Source organism: Mesorhizobium qingshengii (assembly GCF_027563465.1).
GTDB lineage: Bacteria > Pseudomonadota > Alphaproteobacteria > Rhizobiales > Rhizobiaceae > Mesorhizobium > Mesorhizobium qingshengii_A.
On the sequence record NZ_JAPFQA010000006.1, the window covers coordinates 240,354 to 256,179 of the forward strand.

The following is a 15,826-nucleotide window of genomic DNA, read 5'->3' on the forward strand; positions in this document are numbered from 1 at the left end:
AGATCAAGGGTCTTGCAGCGTCCTTTGCGCGTCCAAGAGGACGCGCGGCGCTGTAATGTATGTCTGGGCGCGCATGGCGCGCATGATGGCCACGGCACGAAGCCGTGGCCCCTATGTGATGGGCGGCGAGAGCCGGCTGGCCTTTCGCTGCCTGCCGACCGACATCGATTTCAACATCCATCTCAACAATGCGCGCTACATGATGCTGGCCGACCTCGGCCGCATCGACCTGTTTATGCGCGCCGGCCTCATCAGGCTGGCGAGGAAGAATGGCTGGGCGCCGATGATGGGCGGGCTGCAGTCGGTCTACGCACGCGAGATCAGGCTGTGGCGGCGTTTTGAGGTTGTGTCTTCGATCGAGACCTGGGAAGGCACCCAGGTTATCGGCAAACACCGCTTCGTCCTCGACAATGGCGAAACGGCCGCATTGATCATGACGACGGCCGGCGTCTACGATCGCGCGGCTGGCCGCTTTCTCGGCATTGACGAGGTCGTCGCAGCACTTGGCCGTGCCGTTCGGCCCCGCCCGCTTACAGAAACCGAGCGGGCGTTCATGATCTCCCACCAGGGGCTGCGCGGGCTGGCCAAGTCATCCGGCTGATCAAGCTTTCGGGAGCGGGCTCCTATCGGCTTTTCCAGGCGAAGCGCGAGTGTTAAATTAGACATCGCTAACAAAACGTTGGCGGAGGGAGAAATCGTCATGCGCATGATGCTGAAAGTTTCTGTTCCGACCGTTGAGGGCAACAAGGCGATCAAGGACGGCAGCATGGGGAAGTTCATTGAGCACGCGCTGTCGGAACTGAAGCCGGAGGCGGCCTATTTCACCGCCGAGAAGGGTCAGCGAACGGCCTATCTGTTCGTGGACATGAAAGAGAATTCCGACATGCCTTACCTCGGCGAGCGGTTCTTCTTCGCCTTCAACGCCGCTGTCGACTTCGTCCCCGTGATGAATGCCGAAGAGCTCAAGAAAGGGCTGCCCAAGGCGATGGCAGGCATGGCCGCATAGGCTCACGCCCGGCCCGGAAGGGCCTTGGCTTTGTTCGCGATCCGCCGGCCGCCCCGGTGGACATTGAGATGTCTGCGCGGTAGAAAGGAAAGGTATTTTTTCCTGTCCTGAAGGAGAGCGAGATTGCTCTCGCATGACCGCGTCTGGGCTGCCATCGATGCTCTTGCCGAGCGCTATTCGCTTTCGGCCTCGGGTCTGGCAAGGCGCGCGGGCCTCGATTCGACCGCCTTCAACAAGTCGAAACGTCTGTCGTCGGATGGCCGGCCGCGTTGGCCCTCGACCGAATCGCTGGCCAAGATCATCGAGGCGACCGGCGCTTCGCTCGACGAATTCACCGGGCTGATCGAAGGCCGGGCCGAATCCTCCCATGGCGCATCGGTCGCGCGCAAGCGCTCCGTGCCATTGCTCGGCTTTGCCCAGGCCGGTGCCGGTGGCTTCTTCGACGATGCCGGCTTTCCGGTCGGGCAGGGCTGGGATCTGGTCGAGTTGCCGGCGCAATCCACCGATAGCTCCTACGCGTTGCAGGTGCAGGGCGATTCCATGCTTCCGCTCTACCGCAATGGCGATGTCCTCATCGTCGAGCCGGGCGCCATCACCCGCAAGGGCGATCGCGTCGTCGTCAAGACAACAGCCGGCGAGGTGATGGCCAAGGTGCTGGACCGCCAGACCGTCAAGTCGATCGCGCTGGTCTCGCTCAATCCCGATCATCCCGACCGCGACATTCCCATGCGCGATGTCGAATGGGTGGCGCGGATTGTCTGGGCAAGCCAGTAGGCCATGCCGTTGCGGCTCCCTCATCTTGCCTTGGCGGTTCTGATGGTCCCGGTTATGGCGGCCCTGGTCGTCGCCGGCGGTCGCACGCTGAAGCGAAGCGACAGCGTCGTGACGGTGGATCAGGTCGATCCGAGCGCCGACACGATCCCGCAGCAGGGCGCCGACACGGTGCCCGAAGAACCAGCCACTTCCGCCATACCCGCCCCGCAGCCGCCAAAGCCGGCACCGCATTCGAGGGCGATCGATCCCGACGTCATCGCGCCGCCGGAGCTTCCGCCCGAGGGGCTTGAACGGGTCGAGCCGCGCGCGCCGCTGAGCAAGCTGGCGCTGGCCGTGCCGCCGAAGCCGAAAATGCCCGACGACTGGAACGGGACGAAACTGTTCCAGCCGGTCGCGCCGGCCGCCGGCCTTATCGAAGCGAAGGGTTATTCGGTCGCGGTTTCTGGCATCGACGTCGTCAGGCAGGATGAGACCTGTGGCGATGAGGGCAAATCCTGGCCGTGCGGCGTCCGGGCGCGGTCGGCGTTCCGCGCCTTCCTGCGCGGCCGCGCGGTGGCATGTACCGTGCCGCCCGAGGGTGGCCGTGACCTGATCGCCGCCGAATGCCGGATCGGCAAGCAGGATGTCGGTCAATGGCTGGTCGAGAACGGCTGGGCGCGCGCCACCAGGGGCGGGCCCTATGTCGAGGCCGGCGAAAAGGCACGCACCGAAAGGAAAGGCATTTTCGGATCGGCGCCGAACCTTTCCGGTATGCCGTCGATGCCGGCCGCACCGAGCCCGGCGCCTCAGGCGCCGAGTTCGATCCTGGAAGAGGTCGACGGCGTTCTCAAGCCAGCTGACCAGCCAGCGCCCGCTCAATGAGCGCTCGCGTTTCGGCAATGCCGTAGAGCGCGGCGAACGATCCGAAGCGCGGGCCGCGTTCCTGGCCGATCAGCACCTGATAGATCATCTGGAAGAAGGCACCCGAAACGCCAGGGCCGCCCTCCGGGCTTTGCTTGGAATGGTCCTGATAGCGCTCGATCTTGCGCGCGACGTTGAGCGAAGCATTCTGGATCGCTTCGCCATTGGCGCCCGCCGGCAGGGCGCCAAGCGCCTTGTCGAGGTCTTCCAGCGCAGCGCGCTCGACGTCGTCGGCTGGGCGGAAGGTTTTCGTCGGCTTCACGAAGTCGTCGAAATAGCGGATCGCATGGCCGACCAGCTGGTCGAGCTCGGGATGCGTCTGCGGCGTCACGCCCTGCGTATGGCGCGAGATGAAGCCCCACAGCACATCCTTGTTTTGCGCGTTGGAGGCGCTGACCAGATTGAGCAACAGCGAGAACGGCACCGGCATGTCTATGGCCGGCGGATTGCCATCATGCATATGCCAGACCGGGTTGCCCAGCCGCTCCTTCCAATCCTGCCGGGGATACGCGGCGAGGAATGCATAGTATTCGTCCACCGCTCTCGGGATGACGTCGAAATACAGCTTCTTGGCCTGCCGCGGCCGCTGGTACATGTAGAGCCCGAGGCTCTCGGTCGGCGCATAGGTCAGCCACTCGTCGATGGTCAGGCCGTTGCCCTTGGATTTCGAGATCTTCTGGCCGTTCTCGTCGAGGAACAGTTCATAGACGAAATGTTCCGGCGCCCGCCCGCCCAGAATGTTGCAGATGCGGTCATAGACCACCGCGTTGGTCTGGTGGTCCTTGCCGAACATTTCGAAATCGACGCCAAGCGCCGCCCAGCGCATGCCGAAATCAGGCTTCCACTGCAGCTTCACTCTGCCGCCGGTGATCGAAAGCGTCGTCTCGGTGCCCTCGTCGTCGAAGGTGATGGTGCCGGCCTTGGCGTCGACATGCTTCATGGGAACGTAAAGCACGCGGCCGCTCTTCGGCGAAATCGGCAGGAACGGGCTGTAGGTCGCCTGCCGCTCGGAGCCGAGCGTCGGCAGCATCACCGCCATGATCTGGTCATAGCGTTCGGCGGCGCGCAGCAGCATCGCATCGAAACGGCCTGACTTGTAATATCGCGTCGCGCTGGCGAACTCGTAGTCGAAGCCAAACGTGTCCAGGAAGCGGCAAAGCATCGCGTTGTTGTGATCGGCAAAGCTCGCATAGTCGCCGCCGAAGGGATTGGGAACCGATGACAGCGGCTTGTGCAGGTGCGGCTCCAGTGCCGAGCGATCCGGCACGCTGTCGGGTATCTTGCGCATGCCGTCCATGTCGTCGGAAAAGCAGAGCAGCTTGGTCGCGACCTTGTCCTGCGTCAGGACGCGAAAGGCATGGCGCACCATCGACGTGCGCGCCACTTCGCCGAACGTGCCGATATGCGGCAGGCCGGACGGTCCGTAGCCGGTCTCGAACAGGATTGTTTCTGGAAAGTCGGCGCCTTTGTAGCGCTCGATGATCTTTTTGGCTTCCTCGAACGGCCATGCCTTGCTCTCGGCCGCGGCCGAGAGCAGCTCGGGATTGAGATCGATGATGTTTGATCCCGCCATGGTACAGTCTTCCAAATCATTCGCCGGCATCGCCGAGGCTGGTTTTTTTCAATCGGTCTCTAGGCGCGCGTGGCCGGAGCGTCAACGAGTGCGGCGCTTTTTCCTTGCGGCACGGGTACCGCGCTCCTACCTTCGGGGCCTGTTCAAGGAGTAAGAAATGCCTCTGCCGACGCCGCACGAAGCCCTGATCTACCTGATGGTCATCACCTCGGCGTCCGATCGCGACATGACCGATGTCGAACTGGCGCGGATCGGCGACGTCGTCCGCTCCTGGCCGGTGTTCGAGGATTTCAATCAAGACCGGCTGGTTTCAGTCGCCCAGGCCTGCCAGAAGATGCTGCATGAAAAGGATGGGCTGGAAGGCGTTCTGGCGCACGTCGCCGAGGCCCTGCCGGAGCGCTTGCGCGACACCGCCTATGCCGCCGCCTTCGAAGTGGCCGCCGTCGATCTCGAAATGCGGCTGGAAGAGGTGCGGGTGCTGCAGCTGATCCGCCGCCAGCTCGATCTCGACACGCTGACCGTCGCGGCAATCGCGCGCGCGGCCAAGGCGAGGCTGCGCACCTTGACCTGATCGCCTCCGGGTTCCCTAGAAAAAGCCGACCGGGCCGGATCAGTAAAAGCTGACCGGGAAATAGCGCAGGTAGAATTCCGCAAACGTCCCTTTCATCGAAATTTCCTGCAGTGCGTAGTCGAGCGCGGCGGCCAGCGCCGGATTGTCCGCCTTGGTGGCGATGGCCATGCCCGAGCCCAGATATTCGGGCGCCAGGTAGGGACCGCCGGCAAAGCGGCAGCATCCCGCTGCATCCGAGCCGCCCAGCCAGAAGGCCAGGCGCATGCCGTCGCCGAAGGCGGCGTCGATCTTGCCAGTCTTGAGATCGTTGTAGAGGTCTTCCGGTCTGTCGAAGGGAACGACCTGAACGGTGTTGAAATAGTCGCGCAGCATGCGCTCATGCGCCGAGCCGGCGATCACGCCGACACGCTTGCCGCGCAATTTGTCGAAGACCGGATCGGTCAGCGCCGTACCCTTCGCCATGACGAAGCGCGCCGGAAACTGCAGGTAAGAGCGCGAGAAGGCGTATGTCGAGCGCGATTGCGGCGTTGCGGCTATGCCGGCGATGATTGCCTCGCCTTCGCCTTTCTGCAGCGCGCCTTCCAGCTCGACCCAAGGCAATGCCTGGATCTGGCATTTCTCGACGATGCTGAGCTCGGCGCATATGGCGCGCGCCAGATCGATGTGAAACCCGGACAGTTTTCCCGCGCCATCGAGGAAATTGAAGGGCGGGAAGTCCGTGGTCGTCAGGAATCTCAGTCGCGGCAGAGCCGAAAGGTCCGGCTTGGGCAATCGCTCCTTGGTATCCCACAGCACCGGAACCTGCGGCTCCGCGGCGCGCCCGCCATTGGCGGCCAACAGCGCCGCGACCAGCATCGACGCAAGAACGAAGGACCTCCACTGGAACGCCACGATAAAACTCCGCCACGGTCGTGCTCGCAGGGTTTTGGTACGAAAATGGTACAGGTACAATGGTTTTTGATTTCAACCTGTCGATTTCGGGATATGATTTAGCGAGTTTGCAAACAGCGGTGGTTGCCTTGGTGGAGGATCAGGGTCGAGAACCACAACCGGGAGCGAGTGCTTTGCAATTCATGGTTAGTGGCGAAGTGCAATTCAGGCACGGACCATTGATCGAAATGCATGAGGCAACATGGGATTGATGTTGCGATGAGTCAGTTCGATCGCACGCTGGAATTCATAGATCAGCTGCAGCACGCCGGAACGGCGGCCGCGGTCTGCGAAAAGCTTCTGGGCATAACGTCGGATTTCGGTCTCACCGCGCTGATGGCGGGAACCGTCCCGCAGCCAGGCACGCCGGCCGGCCTGCAGAAACAGCACGTGCTTCTCTGCGACTGGCCCGTTGAATGGCTGGAGCGCTATGTCGCGCGCAACTATGTCGATCACGACCCGGTCGTCAGCCATATGAAACAGTTGCAGGCGCCGTTCCAGTGGCGCGAGGCCTCGCAGGGCATCAGCATCGACAAGAGCAGCGGCGAAGTGATGGGCGATGCCGGCGTGTTCAAGTTGCGCGACGGGCTGGCCTTCCCGCTGATCACGCTCGACGGCCAGATCGTCATGGTGTCGCTGGGCGGCGAGGCTGTGGAGTTGTCGGCGGCGGAGTTCGGCCAGGTGTCGCTGGTGTCGACCTACGCGGTTGGCCGCGCCATGCAGCTCCACACCATGGCAAACAAGACCATCGACCATATCGAACTGACGCCGCGCGAGCGCGAATGCCTGCAATGGGCCGCCGTCGGCAAGTCCGAATGGGAGATTTCGCAAATCCTTGGCATCTCCGAACATACCTCGGAGAAACACCTTCTTAACGCCAAAGGTAAACTCGGTGCCGTCAACCGGGTGCAGGCCGTCGCGGAGGCGATAAGGCGCGGCTACATTAGTTAGGTCGGCCGTGCCGGCCTAGAAATTCTTGCCTACGTGATCACGCAATTTTCTCGTCGAAGCACGGCCGTATCTTCCTCTGAACCCAGGAGACGGCAGAATGCTTTATTCCCTTACAACCCAAGAATTGATGGAACGTCCTGACCTTTGGGAGGCCGTCCATCGGCTACGCTACAAGATATTTGTCGAGGAGATGGGATGGGATGATCTCAGGCGCCCCGACGGACTCGAGCGCGACCAGTTCGATCATGACGAGGCCGTCCACCAGATCGTCATCAGGGGCGACGAAGTCGCAGGCTACCAGAGGCTGTTGCCGACGACGCGCGGGCATCTCCTGACCGAGGTGCTGACCGACCTCTTCGAGGGAACGCCACCCTCCGGTCCGAACATCTACGAATTGACCCGCTACGCGGTTGCTCCCGGTTATCGGGACGGCCGTCGCGGCGTGTCGACTGTCGGCACCGAGCTGATTGCCGGCTTCGTCGAGTGGGGGCTGAAGCGCAATGTCCACCAGATGATCATCGAGTTCGAGCCGATGTGGGTCCTGCGCGCATTGCAACTGCATTTCCTGGCGACACCGCTTGGCTATCAGCGCACCTATGGCAACCAGCAGGTCGTTGCAACCTTGCTTTCCTTCAACGAGCACACGCTCGATGTGGTGCGTTCGCGCCGCAATCATTTCGCCCCCGTTCTGGCCAGGGGATACCCCGACATGCTCGGACAAAGGCGTGCGTCGTGAGATCGGAGACAGTCATGAACACACATCCACAACCCGAACTCCGCAACCACACGCTGGTCGTTACCGTATCGTCGAATGACGGCCGACCGGTGCTGGACAGAAGAGCTTATGAAAGCCTGGCCAAGACTTTCCATGAAGCTGCCGACAATGAGGAGGTTCGCGTCGTCGTGCTGCGCGGCCTGGCAGGCTGCTTCTGTCTCGGCGGCGACTTCTCCGAATTCCTCGACGCCACCAAGCACCAGAAGCTGATCGCCGCCGTCACCGATCTGTTTCGCACGTTGGCGACGTTTCCCAAACCCATCCTTGCCTGCGTGGATGGCGATGCCGTCGGCGTCGGCTGCACCATCCTGTTCCATTGCGACATGGTGATTGCGTCGAGCCAAAGCACTTTTAGGGTGCCGTTCGTCGATTTCGGCCTGGTCCCGGATGCGGCGACCAGCATCCTGGCTCCGCAGAAGCTCGGCTATGCCGGTGCTTTCCGCTTCTTCTGCCTCGGCGACACGCTTCGCGCCGAGGACGCTAGGGCGCTCGGCCTCGTCGCCGAGATCGTGCCGGGCGGCAGCGTCGAGGAAGCGGCTCTCGGCCGGGCGAGACAGCTTGTCAAGAAGCCGGTCGCCGCCTTGCTGCAGACGCGCGGCCTGCTCAAGGGCAACACCGGCGAGCTGTGCGAGCGCATCGATCAGGAGATTTCGCTTTTCCAGCAGGCTCTGCAGGATGACACCACGCTGCGGCGCTTGCAGCGGATTGCCCGGCTGGCCGCCTGAACGGCTCTGCCGAAAGGCCTCGATGATGGCGCGCCGCGCGGCCTCCTGGCTGCGCGGCGCGAAGAAGCGTCTGTCCTGGTTTCACAGGCCACGGCCTGCGGGCCGTCCTATTCTTTCAAAAATGACGGCCCTTCGCCGATGATCTTCTTGTCCTCCTTGCCGAGGATGCCGAGATCGCGGCCATCATAGGGCAGCGACAAAAGGATGCGCCGCATGACCGCCAGCCGCGCGCGCCGCTTGTCATTGGCCCGCACGATGATCCAGGGCGCGAACTGTTTGTGGGTGCGCTTGAACATGGTGTCGCGCGCTTTGGTATAGTCGTCCCACTTGGTGATGCCGGCTATGTCGATGGGCGAGAACTTCCAGCTCTTCAGCGGGCTGTAGCGGCGATCATGGAAGCGCTCGAGCTGCGTTTCCTGGCCGATATTCAGCCAGAACTTGAAGAAGTGGATGCCTTCGTTGCAGATCATCCGCTCGAAATGGGGCGTTTCGTCGAGAAACTGCTCGTGCTGCTGCGGCGTGCAGAAACCCATCACCGGCTCGACGCCGGCGCGGTTGTACCAGGAGCGGTCGAAGGTGACGAATTCGCCGGATGTCGGGAAGTGCTCGACATAGCGCTGGAAATACCACTGACCGCGCTCCGGTTCGGTCGGCTTGGTCAGAGCCACGTTGCGTGCGGTTCGAGGGTTCATGTACTGGTGCAGGACGAAGATCGTGCCGCCCTTGCCGGCGGCGTCACGGCCCTCGAACAGCGCCATCACCCGTTTGCCGGTCGATTGCAGCCACGCCTGCGCCTTGACCAGCTCGATCTGCAGTTGCTCGAGCATCGCGTCATACTCGTCGCTGTTCATCTTCTTGTCGTAGGGATAGCCGCCGGCGGTCAGCTTGCGCTCCTCAACCCAGCTTGGAAGGGTCGGATTCTCGATATCAAACTCCCGCTCCTTGCCGTCGATCCTGATCTTCTGCGGTCCCGATGTCGGAGCGGCGGAGTTTTCCTTGGCTTTTTTCATGGAGACGAACCTTTCCAGCTTCCGGACTCATGCTATTGGGAGCCTCTACAGCGCCGCGCGTCCGTTTGGACGCGCAAAGGACGCTGTAGCACTTTTTAATTTGCGCATGATCCTTTCCGAAAATCGATCCCGATTTTCGGGGTCATGCGCGAAGCCGGTCCAGCGCGAAGTTGCCAGGGGACCGGCCGGCGAAGCGCAAGAATGCGGGGCGCGCGTATGGCTGACCGGGGCGCGGATGACAGGGGCATGGTGCAAGCCATTGCCACGCGGCTGTGGAACAGCCGCTGGCTGCTCGCGGCGAGCCTCGTTGCGGTTCTCGCGGTCTATACCCTTGCCGGTATCTCCGCCTACGTGCTGCTGCTGGCACTGGCCATGCTGCCAGCGGCGGCGCTGTTGCCGGCCGGTGCCACGCGCCAGTCCGGCGAGAACGGCGCTGCCATCGAGGCGATCGGGTTGCAGCGGCTCTCCGGCGAGTATCTGGCGGCGGCCGTCGCCGATCCGCTGATCATTTTCGACCGTACCGCCACCATCGTCCATGCCAATGCCGCCGCCTTCGCCGCTTTCGGGGGGATCGCGCCGGGCATGTCGCTGTCGCTGAAATTCCGGGCGCCGGAAATGCAGGCTCTGCTGGACAGTGTGCTGTCGGGCGATGTCGCCTCGGATGTCGTCGACTACACCGAGAAGCTGCCGGTCGAACGGGCTTACCGGGTGAGCGCGTCCTCGGTCGGCCACGGCACCGATCTCTATGTGCTGGTGTTCAAGGACCAGAGCGAAACGCGCAGGATCGACCGCATGCGCGCCGACTTCATCGCCAATGCCAGCCACGAGCTGCGCACGCCGCTCGCCTCGATCGCCGGCTTCATCGAAACACTGCGCGGCCCGGCGCGCAACGACCCGGCGGCACGCGATCAGTTCCTGCAGATCATGCAGAGCCAGACCGGCCGCATGGCGCGTCTGATCGACGACCTGTTGTCGCTGTCGCGGCTCGAGATGAAGCCCTATCTGAAGCCGGGAACCGAGGTCGACCTGCGCCAGACCGTCGACAGCGTCATCGATTCACTCGGTCCGCTGGCCAGGGAAAACAGCGTTGTCATCGAGCGGGATTTCGCCGACGGGCCGCTCGATGTGCCGGGGGATCGCGACGAGCTTTTCCAGGTTTTTGAGAATCTGCTGGAAAACGCCTGCAAATACGGGCAGTCGGGCGGGCGCGTCGTGGTGTCGATCGCGCGCGGCGATGCCGATTCCGAACCGGGCATCGACGTGACCATCAGGGATTTCGGCCCCGGCATTCCCGAGGAACACATTCCGCGCATCACCGAGCGCTTCTATCGCGTCGATGTCGAGAGCAGCCGGACCCAGAAAGGCACCGGCCTTGGCCTGTCGATCGTCAAGCATATCCTGACGCGCCACAACGCCCGGCTCTCGATCAAGTCCGAAGTCGGTAAGGGAGCGGCATTCTCGGTTCATTTGCCGACGCACTGATACCGCCCTAGTTTTCCAGAAGACCGTTTCTTTTTTCTGTCATCCGGCTAGCGTATCGGTGGGGATTCGAGGAACGACTCAAGTCAACCCCCCTTGGGAAGGCATTTGGTCCATGCAGTCCGTGCACATCATCAGCGCCTATGACGAGGAGCTGAAGTACCTGTCAAAGCGCATCGCCGCGATGGGTGGCCATGCCGAGCGCATGGTCGAGCAGGCGATCGCCGCACTGGTCAATGCCGATCCGGGGCTGGCCCAGAAGGTCATCCGCGATGACGCCGTGCTGGACGAAGGCCAGCGCGAGATCGACGACAAGGCGATCATCATCATCGCCAAGCGGCAGCCGATGGCGACTGATCTACGCGAGATCATCGGCGCCATCCGCATCTCCGCCGACCTCGAACGGGTCGGGGATCTCGGCAAGAACGTTGCCAAGCGGGTGGTCGCCGTTATTGATGGACGCCAGCCGACCAGCCTGTTCCGCGGCCTCGAGGCTTTGGCCAATCTGGCGCTGACCCAGCTCAAGGAAGTGCTCGACGTCTACGCGTCGCGCTCGGTGGACAAGATCGGCTTCGTGCGCGACCGCGACGACCAGATCGACGCCATGTACACATCGCTGTTTCGCGAATTGCTGACCTACATGATGGAAGATCCGCGCAACATCACGCCTTGCACGCATCTGCTGTTTTGCGCCAAGAATATCGAGCGTATCGGCGATCACGCCACCAACATCGCCGAGACCATCTACTACATCGTCACCGGCGACCAGATGCCGGCCGAACGGCCGAAGGGCGACAAGACGGACAAGATAGGCCTTTCCGGCACGCTACCGGTGAAGTGAACGGCCGCCACTCGAAGGCTTTCGAGAATTGCGTTAAGCTCCGCGAACTTTCCTGGCCATGGACCTAGGTCCGCCCTTCAGGAGGTCGTGATGGAAAATGTTCGGAACCTGACGCCGGCGCCGCCGCCAACCTCCGGCATTGTCGCCTCCAGCGTCTACACGGCCGGCCGTCGCATTGCCGACATTCCAATCGAGGAGGCCGGCGAATGGGCAAAAAAGTCCGGTCATGTCGTCTGGATTGGCCTGCTCGAGCCCGACCGCAACCTGCTGCTGCGCGTCAAGGCGCAATTCCATCTGCATGAGCTGGCAATCGAAGATGCCGAGCACCCGCACCAGCGGCCGAAGATCGAGCAATATGGCGATGCGCTGTTCATCGTTGCCCGCACCGCCCAGCTCATCGACGGCCGCGTCACCTTCGGCGAGACGCATCTTTTCGTCGGCAGCGGCTACATCGTCAGCGTCAGGCACGGCCCCTCGACATCCTATGCCGCGGTACGCCAGCACTGGGAAAGCTGCCCGCATTCACTCGCCAAGGGCGAGGATTTCGTCCTCTATGCCATTCTCGATTTCATCGTCGACAACTACATGCCCGTGCTCGAGCAGATCGAGGACGAGGTCGAGGCGATCGAGGACAAGGTCCTGCTGAAGCCGATGACCGGCCGCGACATCGAGCGGCTTTATATGCTGCGCCGCGACCTCTTGCGCTTGCGCAATGCGGCGCTGCCGCTGGTCGAAGTCTGTCGCCGGCTGACCAGTGCCGACCTGCCGCAGATCCATACGGCCATGCACCCGTTGTTCCGCGACGTGACCGATCACATCCGCACCGTGCAGGAAAAGATCGACAGTCTGCGCGAAGTGCTGGCATTCGCTTTCGAGGCGAGCCTGCTGGTTGGCCAGAGCCAGGAAACGGCAATCTCCAAGAAGCTCGCTTCGTGGGCCGCCATTCTGGCGGTGCCGACGGCATTCGCCGGCATATACGGCATGAATTTCAGCGACATGCCGGAACTGAAGATGGAATATGGCTATCCCATGGTCTTGGCGGTGATCGCCTTGATCTGCTCGTTCCTGTACTGGCGTTTCCGCAAGAATGGCTGGCTGTGAATAAAGCGAGCAGCGAATAGGGAGTCACGAGTGGCGTAGAAAGGCTTGCTCGGCCAGTGATACGACGCTGTATCTGTTAGCTATTCGCTCAGCGACTGCGCCTCCGTTCCGACGCGGGCTGGAACGCCACGCGGGCGTGGTACTTGCAGTAGGGGCCGGTTTCGGCGGCCTCGTTGCCGCAGAAATGGAAGTCTTCCGAAAGCGGATCGCCATTCGGCCATTTGCAGGTCCGCTCCGTCAGCTCGACGAGCTGCAGATGCCGTGAGATCGGCAGCACGACATTTTCGACCGGGCGGATGTAGTGGCGGGCCACCGGTTCGGCGTCGAACTGCGTCTGCAGGGCCGTCGCGCCGATCGATGTCGTGACGTGGCGCGTCGCGCTCGCGGCGCGCGACACCGATTTCTGAACCGTCGATCCTTGCGCCGTCTTCTTCTGGCGTGCCGGCGTCGCCGTTGCGCGTCCGCGGCCCGACAGCTTCAGCCGATGTACCTTGCCGATGACCGCATTGCGGCTGACCCCACCAAGCTGGGCAGCAATCTGGCTTGCGCTCAGACCCTCCGACCACAGTTTCCTGAGAAGTTCAACTCGCTCGTCAGTCCAGTTCATGAGACCGCGCTCCTGCTAAGCGTGCGGCAATCGGAATCCATTCCCGACCCAGCAAAATTGCTGGGGCAGACACCACATATATCTGGTGATTAGGTCCGCCGCACGAAATCTAGTTATTTCTCGACTACAACTACTCTATGCGCTGACTCGGTGACAAGAGTCCCAAGTGCAACACGAATCGGTTTTTTCGGTTTTCCCCAACTTGCCCGGTCGCTTATGAGCCGGCGTCTCGTCAGGAGGCTTGCCGCGGGCCTATGCGCGACGTTTTCGTTGACTTCATGGCCGAAAAACACGATAAGCCGCACAGGCCGCCGCTTTGGCGGCTTTTTTGATTTTCCGGTACCGGAGACGCATATAATGAGCGGTTCGGCGCTTTTCGAGACCTTTTCTCGCGCACCCCTGGCTTTCGACCATGGGGAGGGCACCTGGCTGGTTACCGACAAGGGCGAGCGATATCTCGATTTCGCCGGCGGCATCGCCGTCAATTCGCTGGGCCACAGCCATCCGCATCTTGTCGCCGCGCTCACCGAGCAGGCAGCAAAGCTTTGGCACGTCTCCAATCTCTACGAGATTCCCGCGCAGAGCCGGCTTGGCGAGCGGTTGGCCGATGCTACCTTCGCCGACAAGGTGTTCTTCACCAATTCCGGCGCCGAGGCGCTGGAATGCGCGATCAAGACGGCGCGGCGTTACCACTTCGTCAAGGGACATCCCGAGCGCTTCCGCGTCATTACCTTCGAAGGCGCTTTCCATGGCCGCACGCTGGCAACCATCGCGGCCGGCGGCCAGTACAAATATCTTGAAGGGTTCGGACCCAAGGTCGAAGGCTTCGACCAGGTAGGCTTCGACGACATCGACGCCGCAGAAAAGGCGATTACGCCGGAAACCGCCGCGATCCTGATCGAACCGGTGCAGGGCGAGGGTGGTATCCGTCCGGTGCCGGCGCAATCGCTGAAGCGGCTGCGTCAGCTCTGCGACCAGCATGGCCTGTTGCTGATCTACGACGAGGTCCAGTGCGGCATCGGCCGCACCGGCAAGCTGTTCGCGCACGAATGGTCCGGCGTCACACCCGACATCATGGCGATCGCCAAGGGCATTGGCGGCGGTTTCCCGATGGGCGCCTGCCTCGCCACCGATGAAGCAGTGGTCGGCATGACCGCGGGCGTTCACGGCACCACTTTCGGCGGCAACCCGCTGGCCATGGCCGTCGGCAACGCCGTGCTCGACGTCGTGCTGGAAGACGGCTTCCTCGAAGAGGTCCAGCGCAAGGCGTTGCTGATGAAGCAGGGGCTGGCGGCGGTCGCCGACGAGTTTCCCGAAGTCATTGAGGACATCAGGGGCGTTGGGCTGATGCTCGGCCTCAAATGCGCCATGCCCAACACCAAGGTGAACATGGCGCTGCGCGATCAGCACCTGCTGGCGGTTCCGGCCGGTGACAATGTCATTCGGCTGCTGCCGCCGCTCACCGTCACCGACGCCGAAATCCACGAAGCGCTCAACCGCATCCGCGCCGCCGCCAAGGGCCTGGCGGAGGCGATCGCCTCCGCTGCCGCGAAGTAATTCGAAAGATCCTGATGAGCCCTCGTCATTTCACCGATCTTTCAGCCGTTTCCGAAGGCGACCTGCGCTTCATGCTCGACGATGCGGTGGTGCGAAAGGCTCGCCTCAAGGCTGGCGAGCGGACTAAGCCGCTCGAGGGCAAGGTGCTGGCGATGATCTTCGACAAGCCGTCGACGCGCACGCGGGTCTCCTTCGACGTCGGCATGCGCCAGCTCGGCGGCGAGACCATCATGCTGACCGGCACCGAGATGCAGCTCGGCCGCTCCGAGACCATCGCCGACACCGCCAAGGTGCTGTCGCGCTATGTCGACGCGATCATGATCCGCACCACCTCGCATGAGCGGCTGCTCGAGCTGACCGAGAACGCCACCGTGCCGGTGATCAACGGGCTGACCGACGACACCCATCCCTGCCAGCTGATGGCCGACATCATGACCTTCGAGGAGCATCGCGGTCCGGTTGCCGGCAAGACGTTTGCCTGGACCGGCGACGGCAACAATGTGCTGCATTCGCTGCTCGAGGCCTCGGCGCGGTTCCGCTTCAACCTCAACGTCGCCGTTCCCGAGGGCAGCGAACCGGCACGCAAGCATGTCGACTGGTCGCAAGCGCATGGCGGCAAGCTGCATTTCACCCGCTCGGCCGAGGAAGCCGTCGATCAGGTCGACTGCGTCGTCACCGATTGCTGGGTGTCGATGGGCCAGGAGCACCGTGCCCGCGGTCACAACGTGTTCTCGCCCTATCAGGTCAATGCCAAGCTGATGGCCCAGGCTAAGCCGGACGCTCTGTTCATGCATTGCCTGCCGGCGCATCGCGGCGAGGAAGTGACCGACGAGGTCATCGACGGGCCGCATTCGGTGGTCTTCGACGAGGCCGAGAACCGGCTCCATGCCCAGAAGGCCGTGCTCGCCTGGTGTCTTGGTGCTTGAAGTGTCTTGGTGCTTGAAGCGTCTTGGCGCCTGAAGTGTCTGGAAGCTTGATCTCTGGGGGCGTGATGCCTATTTGCGCCGCATCACGCAAATCAAGCGC

The 15,826-nt window shown here is 62.5% G+C and carries 18 protein-coding genes; 14 read left to right on the forward strand and 4 right to left on the reverse strand.

Translation table 11 applies throughout. The features are described from left to right. The first annotated feature begins 55 nt into the window (after nt 1-55). The 4 genes from OOJ09_RS16355 (at nt 56) to OOJ09_RS16370 (ending at nt 2,641) form a co-directional block, all read left to right on the forward strand. A complete protein-coding gene (locus OOJ09_RS16355) occupies nt 56-601 on the forward strand; it encodes a thioesterase family protein (RefSeq protein WP_269906163.1) in 546 nt (181 codons plus the stop codon). 99 nt (nt 602-700) lie between these two features. After that, nucleotides 701-1,006 carry a hypothetical protein gene (locus OOJ09_RS16360; protein ID WP_269906164.1) on the forward strand — a complete coding sequence of 102 codons (306 nt, stop codon included), beginning with the start codon at nt 701-703 and terminating at the stop codon, nt 1,004-1,006. Between the two features lie 123 nt (nt 1,007-1,129). After that, complete coding sequence (locus tag OOJ09_RS16365; RefSeq protein WP_269906165.1) at nt 1,130-1,780, forward strand: S24 family peptidase; 651 nt, start codon at nt 1,130-1,132, stop codon at nt 1,778-1,780. Between the two features lie 9 nt (nt 1,781-1,789). Next, nucleotides 1,790-2,641: a thermonuclease family protein gene (locus OOJ09_RS16370; RefSeq protein ID WP_420107516.1), complete on the forward strand. Its 852-nt coding sequence runs from the start codon at nt 1,790-1,792 to the stop codon at nt 2,639-2,641. Here OOJ09_RS16370 and OOJ09_RS16375 read toward each other — a convergent pair. Then, a complete protein-coding gene (locus OOJ09_RS16375) occupies nt 2,607-4,253 on the reverse strand; it encodes a lysine--tRNA ligase (RefSeq protein WP_269906167.1) in 1,647 nt (548 codons plus the stop codon). The two genes, OOJ09_RS16370 and OOJ09_RS16375, sit on opposite strands and share 35 nt — an antisense overlap. A gap of 157 nt (nt 4,254-4,410) precedes the next feature. Between OOJ09_RS16375 and OOJ09_RS16380 the strand changes: the two genes are divergently transcribed. After that, the gene (locus OOJ09_RS16380) at nt 4,411-4,824 is read left to right on the forward strand and encodes a tellurite resistance TerB family protein (protein WP_269906168.1); all 414 of its coding nucleotides are present in this window, start codon (nt 4,411-4,413) and stop codon (nt 4,822-4,824) included. 39 nt (nt 4,825-4,863) lie between these two features. On the opposite strand, the gene OOJ09_RS16385 is transcribed toward OOJ09_RS16380, so the two are convergent. After that, a complete protein-coding gene (locus OOJ09_RS16385; RefSeq protein WP_269906169.1) occupies nt 4,864-5,715 on the reverse strand; it encodes a transporter substrate-binding domain-containing protein in 852 nt (283 codons plus the stop codon). A gap of 59 nt (nt 5,716-5,774) precedes the next feature. Between OOJ09_RS16385 and OOJ09_RS16390 the strand changes: the two genes are divergently transcribed. The 4 genes from OOJ09_RS16390 to OOJ09_RS16405 all read left to right on the forward strand — a co-directional run bounded on the left by OOJ09_RS16390 (nt 5,775) and on the right by OOJ09_RS16405 (nt 8,205). Continuing rightward, a complete protein-coding gene (locus tag OOJ09_RS16390; RefSeq protein ID WP_269906170.1) occupies nt 5,775-5,966 on the forward strand; it encodes a hypothetical protein in 192 nt (63 codons plus the stop codon). A 7-nt stretch (nt 5,967-5,973) separates the two neighbouring features. Further along, nucleotides 5,974-6,705, forward strand: a complete 732-nt coding sequence (locus tag OOJ09_RS16395) for a helix-turn-helix transcriptional regulator (protein WP_269906171.1) — start codon at nt 5,974-5,976, stop codon at nt 6,703-6,705. Between the two features lie 97 nt (nt 6,706-6,802). Beyond that, nucleotides 6,803-7,441: an acyl-homoserine-lactone synthase gene (locus OOJ09_RS16400; RefSeq protein WP_269906172.1), complete on the forward strand. Its 639-nt coding sequence runs from the start codon at nt 6,803-6,805 to the stop codon at nt 7,439-7,441. Nucleotides 7,442-7,455: 14 nt separating this feature from the next. Next, nucleotides 7,456-8,205, forward strand: a complete 750-nt coding sequence (locus OOJ09_RS16405) for an enoyl-CoA hydratase-related protein (RefSeq protein ID WP_269906173.1) — start codon at nt 7,456-7,458, stop codon at nt 8,203-8,205. A 107-nt stretch (nt 8,206-8,312) separates the two neighbouring features. Here OOJ09_RS16405 and ppk2 read toward each other — a convergent pair whose 3' ends face one another. Continuing rightward, nucleotides 8,313-9,215, reverse strand: a complete 903-nt coding sequence (gene ppk2, locus OOJ09_RS16410; RefSeq protein ID WP_269906174.1) for a polyphosphate kinase 2 — start codon at nt 9,213-9,215, stop codon at nt 8,313-8,315. A gap of 216 nt (nt 9,216-9,431) precedes the next feature. On the opposite strand from ppk2, the gene OOJ09_RS16415 reads away from it, so the two are divergent. The 3 genes from OOJ09_RS16415 to OOJ09_RS16425 all read left to right on the forward strand — a co-directional run bounded on the left by OOJ09_RS16415 (nt 9,432) and on the right by OOJ09_RS16425 (nt 12,636). After that, nucleotides 9,432-10,697 carry an ATP-binding protein gene (locus OOJ09_RS16415; protein ID WP_269906175.1) on the forward strand — a complete coding sequence of 422 codons (1,266 nt, stop codon included), beginning with the start codon at nt 9,432-9,434 and terminating at the stop codon, nt 10,695-10,697. 112 nt (nt 10,698-10,809) lie between these two features. Next, the gene (gene phoU, locus OOJ09_RS16420) at nt 10,810-11,535 is read left to right on the forward strand and encodes a phosphate signaling complex protein PhoU (RefSeq protein WP_269906176.1); all 726 of its coding nucleotides are present in this window, start codon (nt 10,810-10,812) and stop codon (nt 11,533-11,535) included. A 90-nt stretch (nt 11,536-11,625) separates the two neighbouring features. Continuing rightward, on the forward strand, nt 11,626-12,636 hold the full coding sequence (locus OOJ09_RS16425; protein WP_091579756.1) for a magnesium and cobalt transport protein CorA: 1,011 nt from the start codon (nt 11,626-11,628) through the stop codon (nt 12,634-12,636). 88 nt (nt 12,637-12,724) lie between these two features. Here OOJ09_RS16425 and OOJ09_RS16430 read toward each other — a convergent pair whose 3' ends face one another. Further along, nucleotides 12,725-13,243: a GcrA family cell cycle regulator gene (locus OOJ09_RS16430; RefSeq protein WP_269906177.1), complete on the reverse strand. Its 519-nt coding sequence runs from the start codon at nt 13,241-13,243 to the stop codon at nt 12,725-12,727. A 357-nt stretch (nt 13,244-13,600) separates the two neighbouring features. Between OOJ09_RS16430 and OOJ09_RS16435 the strand changes: the two genes are divergently transcribed. Next, nucleotides 13,601-14,800 carry an aspartate aminotransferase family protein gene (locus OOJ09_RS16435; protein WP_269906178.1) on the forward strand — a complete coding sequence of 400 codons (1,200 nt, stop codon included), beginning with the start codon at nt 13,601-13,603 and terminating at the stop codon, nt 14,798-14,800. Between the two features lie 14 nt (nt 14,801-14,814). After that, complete coding sequence (gene argF / locus OOJ09_RS16440) at nt 14,815-15,726, forward strand: ornithine carbamoyltransferase (RefSeq protein WP_269906179.1); 912 nt, start codon at nt 14,815-14,817, stop codon at nt 15,724-15,726. Nucleotides 15,727-15,826 lie beyond the last annotated feature (100 nt).

What these genes read in the sequence shown, in the direction of transcription:
- OOJ09_RS16390 (WP_269906170.1), top strand. Translation starts at nt 5,775, where the DNA reads ATGGTTTTTGATTTCAACCTGTCGATTTCGGGATATGATTTAGCGAGT.
- OOJ09_RS16430 (WP_269906177.1), bottom strand. Translation starts at nt 13,243, where the DNA reads ATGAACTGGACTGACGAGCGAGTTGAACTTCTCAGGAAACTGTGGTCG.
- OOJ09_RS16395 (WP_269906171.1), top strand. Translation starts at nt 5,974, where the DNA reads ATGAGTCAGTTCGATCGCACGCTGGAATTCATAGATCAGCTGCAGCAC.
- OOJ09_RS16415 (WP_269906175.1), top strand. Translation starts at nt 9,432, where the DNA reads ATGGCTGACCGGGGCGCGGATGACAGGGGCATGGTGCAAGCCATTGCC.
- OOJ09_RS16355 (WP_269906163.1), top strand. Translation starts at nt 56, where the DNA reads ATGTATGTCTGGGCGCGCATGGCGCGCATGATGGCCACGGCACGAAGC.
- OOJ09_RS16405 (WP_269906173.1), top strand. Translation starts at nt 7,456, where the DNA reads ATGAACACACATCCACAACCCGAACTCCGCAACCACACGCTGGTCGTT.
- OOJ09_RS16435 (WP_269906178.1), top strand. Translation starts at nt 13,601, where the DNA reads ATGAGCGGTTCGGCGCTTTTCGAGACCTTTTCTCGCGCACCCCTGGCT.
- OOJ09_RS16425 (WP_091579756.1), top strand. Translation starts at nt 11,626, where the DNA reads ATGGAAAATGTTCGGAACCTGACGCCGGCGCCGCCGCCAACCTCCGGC.
- OOJ09_RS16400 (WP_269906172.1), top strand. Translation starts at nt 6,803, where the DNA reads ATGCTTTATTCCCTTACAACCCAAGAATTGATGGAACGTCCTGACCTT.
- argF (WP_269906179.1), top strand. Translation starts at nt 14,815, where the DNA reads ATGAGCCCTCGTCATTTCACCGATCTTTCAGCCGTTTCCGAAGGCGAC.
- OOJ09_RS16380 (WP_269906168.1), top strand. Translation starts at nt 4,411, where the DNA reads ATGCCTCTGCCGACGCCGCACGAAGCCCTGATCTACCTGATGGTCATC.
- phoU (WP_269906176.1), top strand. Translation starts at nt 10,810, where the DNA reads ATGCAGTCCGTGCACATCATCAGCGCCTATGACGAGGAGCTGAAGTAC.
- OOJ09_RS16375 (WP_269906167.1), bottom strand. Translation starts at nt 4,253, where the DNA reads ATGGCGGGATCAAACATCATCGATCTCAATCCCGAGCTGCTCTCGGCC.
- OOJ09_RS16360 (WP_269906164.1), top strand. Translation starts at nt 701, where the DNA reads ATGCGCATGATGCTGAAAGTTTCTGTTCCGACCGTTGAGGGCAACAAG.
- ppk2 (WP_269906174.1), bottom strand. Translation starts at nt 9,215, where the DNA reads ATGAAAAAAGCCAAGGAAAACTCCGCCGCTCCGACATCGGGACCGCAG.